This is a genomic window from Candidatus Cloacimonadota bacterium, from assembly GCA_016932035.1.
Classification (GTDB): domain Bacteria; phylum Cloacimonadota; class Cloacimonadia; order JGIOTU-2; family JGIOTU-2; genus Celaenobacter.
Map to the genome: position 1 here is coordinate 1 of JAFGDR010000005.1, position 3,028 is coordinate 3,028.

3 protein-coding genes and 1 tRNA gene are annotated in these 3,028 nt (G+C 37.8%); 2 read left to right on the plus strand and 2 right to left on the minus strand.

All coding sequences use genetic code 11. The annotated features are described in order from the left end of the window. Both JW794_00630 and JW794_00635 read right to left on the minus strand, forming a co-directional pair. A partial coding sequence (locus JW794_00630; GenBank protein MBN2016634.1) for an SAM-dependent methyltransferase occupies positions 1-111 on the minus strand: 111 nt, incomplete at its 3' end. Positions 112-355: 244 nt separating this feature from the next. After that, a tRNA-Leu gene (locus JW794_00635) sits at positions 356-443 on the minus strand. A gap of 351 nt (positions 444-794) precedes the next feature. Between JW794_00635 and ablA the strand changes: the two genes are divergently transcribed. Together ablA and ablB are read left to right on the plus strand one after the other, a co-directional pair. Beyond that, positions 795-2,102, plus strand: a complete 1,308-nt coding sequence (gene ablA / locus JW794_00640) for a lysine 2,3-aminomutase (protein MBN2016635.1) — start codon at positions 795-797, stop codon at positions 2,100-2,102. Further along, entirely contained in the window at positions 2,099-2,938 is an 840-nt protein-coding gene (gene ablB / locus JW794_00645) for a putative beta-lysine N-acetyltransferase (protein ID MBN2016636.1), read from the plus strand. Before ablA ends, ablB begins: the two co-directional genes overlap by 4 nt. Positions 2,939-3,028: the final 90 nt, after the last annotated feature.

The following is a 3,028-nucleotide window of genomic DNA, read 5'->3' on the forward strand; positions in this document are numbered from 1 at the left end:
GCCTGCAGGAAGGGAAGAAAGCAAATTAAAGGCTTTTTCAGTGCACTTGTTATTACCTGGACCCTGTCTGGGCAATCCATCAAATATATCAAAAATCGGTGATTCTACCATAAATATATCAAACAGATAATTGCTTAAATCTGTTGTGGTATCCTGATAATGATTGCGTATTTTAAGCACTACCAGGACAGTCCAGAATTGTCCATGATACAGCTGCCAGCTAAAAAATCTTATTGTTCCATATCTTCCATCTTTGTGGAGATTTTGAAAAGTTGAAACTATGAACTGTTTTGGTTTTGTATGTTATGTTCACAACCCCCTACAAAAAAATACAGTTACCTATACCCCAAATGTCTGGTGCAGGGGATGGGATTCGGACCCACGGATTCCTACGAAAATATTTCCTCAAACTATCGCCTTTGAACTGGGCGGGCAACCCCCGCATGAGGGGGGCGAGGATTTTTGTCGGGAAATGGTGTAAAACATGGATCAGCATACTGAATACATCACCCGGTTTAGTGTGATGTATCGTCCCATAATTATTTAGCACCGAACTCTTTTCAGGACTACACAGCCATTTGAATGGGAGGGAAATGTATATGTGACATTAACTTTAAGTTAGGGACTGCACAACCAAATTGTTTAGGTTTATTTTTATTTTATAGGCGACAGTCAATGAAAAGTGACTGACAGTATCTGTCATATATAATATCCAATGTGCATTTTTGTGCTAATATTGGATGTCAAATTGCAGATACGATTTTTGACGCCGAAACTTTACCAGTGGTTTTTTGATGGAAAAATACAGCAAGCAACAAAAAGAAATAGCAACAAGAATTGATTCTGAAGACTTCATACCTAAGTGGAAAGATTGGAATTGGCAATTGAAACATTCAATTCGGGATATTGAAACTTTCGAGAAACTACTTGGAATAAATTTTGAGTCATCTGAAAAAGAGAAGCTTAAAGAAACATTGGAAAAATTCCCATTGTCTATTACACCTTACTACCTATCGCTGATAGATACTGATGATTTTAGAAATGATCCTATTTTTCTCCAGTCGTTTCCTTCACCTGAAGAACTAATTGTATCACCAGAAGAACTTAAAGATCCCCTATCCGAAGATATAGATAGCCCCGTAGAGGGCATAACTCACAGATATCCGGACAGGGTTCTTTTCCACATAAGCAATATTTGTTCCATGTATTGCCGCCATTGCACACGTAAAAGAAAAGTTGGGGACATTGATTGCATACCTGAAAAAGATAAAATACTCAAAGGCATCGAGTATATCAGGAACACGCCACGAATAAGGGATGTGTTACTTTCAGGCGGCGATCCTTTAATGTTGTCTGATGATTACCTGGATTGGATACTTTCTGAAATAACGAGTATTCCCCATGTAGAAGTGATCCGAATTGGCAGCAGGATGCCAGTTGTACTTCCATACCGGATTACAGATGAACTTGTGGATGTTTTGAAAAAATATCATCCTATCTGGCTAAATACACATTTCAATCATCCCAGAGAAGTCACATTGTCATCCAGGCAAGCGCTTAAAAAGCTTGCAGATGCCGGCATTCCTCTTGGAAATCAAAGTGTATTACTTGCAGGTGTAAATGATTGCCAGAGAATTATAAAAAAGCTGGTTCAAAAATTAGTTCAAAATCGTGTTCGACCATATTATCTGTATCAATGTGACCTTTCAGAAGGGTTGTCACATTTCAGGACTCCGGTTGGAAAGGGAATAGAAATAATGGAAAACTTAATTGGTCATACAAGTGGGTTTGCAGTTCCGACCTATGTCATTGATGCTCCCCATGGAGGAGGAAAAATACCGGTTATGCCCAATTATATCATCTCCTGGTCCACAAATCGTGTGATCCTTCGTAATTATGAAGGCGTTATTACGACCTATAAAGAACCGGAATCATACAAACAAGTATATTGTGACCGTGACTGTGAAAAGTGCGATCTTCAGCTTAAACTTGATGATGCTATAGAGTATAAGGGGATTGGTATTGCCAAACTTCTTGCGGATTATGATGATACCACAAGTCTTGTTCCCAAACATAATGAGAGGATGGAGAGAAGGTCTTGAAGGATACCATTGAAAAAATAGGCAACTCCACCATCCAGCATGGGAAATATAATGATCGTGTCTACCTTATGAAATTCGATCCTGAAGATATGCCTTCACTTCTGGATAAACTGGATGTTCTTGCAGAAAAGGAACGTTATTCTAAGATATTCACAAAAGTTCCGGAATCCTTCAAAGAACTTCTTTGTGATCGAAATTATCTTTGTGAAGCGTCGATTCCACGATATTATGATGGGAAAGAAACTGCAGTGATCATGAGCAAATTCCTTGATGATAAGAGAAGCATTAATTGTTTGAATGAAACGCATGAAAATGTAATAATGAAAGCTCTATCAAAAAGAAAATATCCAGAGACTACGATCCCATCTGAATATTCGATCAGAAAATGTGATAAGAAAGACATTGAACAGATGGTTGGTTTGTATAAGGAAACCTTTGAAACATACCCTTTTCCAATACATGACCCAAAGTATCTCGTAAGAACAATAGAAGATAATATCGTGTATTTCGGCGTGTTCAAAGAAGAAAAAGTGGTTGCACTTTCTTCTGCTGAAATCGACTACGATCACTTGAGTGTGGAAATGACAGATTTTGCAACATTGCCAGAATTCCGTGGAAAAGGTTTATCATCACAGTTGCTTGGAAGAATGGAAAAAGAGATGAAAGCAAAGGGAATCAAAACTGCATATACCATTGCAAGAGCCAGCTCTTATGGAATGAACATTGTGTTTGCAAAATGCGGATATGAATATTGTGGAAGACTTGTAAATAATACCAATATATCTGGCAACATTGAAAGCATGAATGTCTGGTATCGCCATCTTCAAACAGATTGATATTTATAGTCAAGAACATAAGATTTGAAACTAATATCTCAACACCCTGCATTTCAGACAATTATAATTTAACCACAGAGGACACGGAGA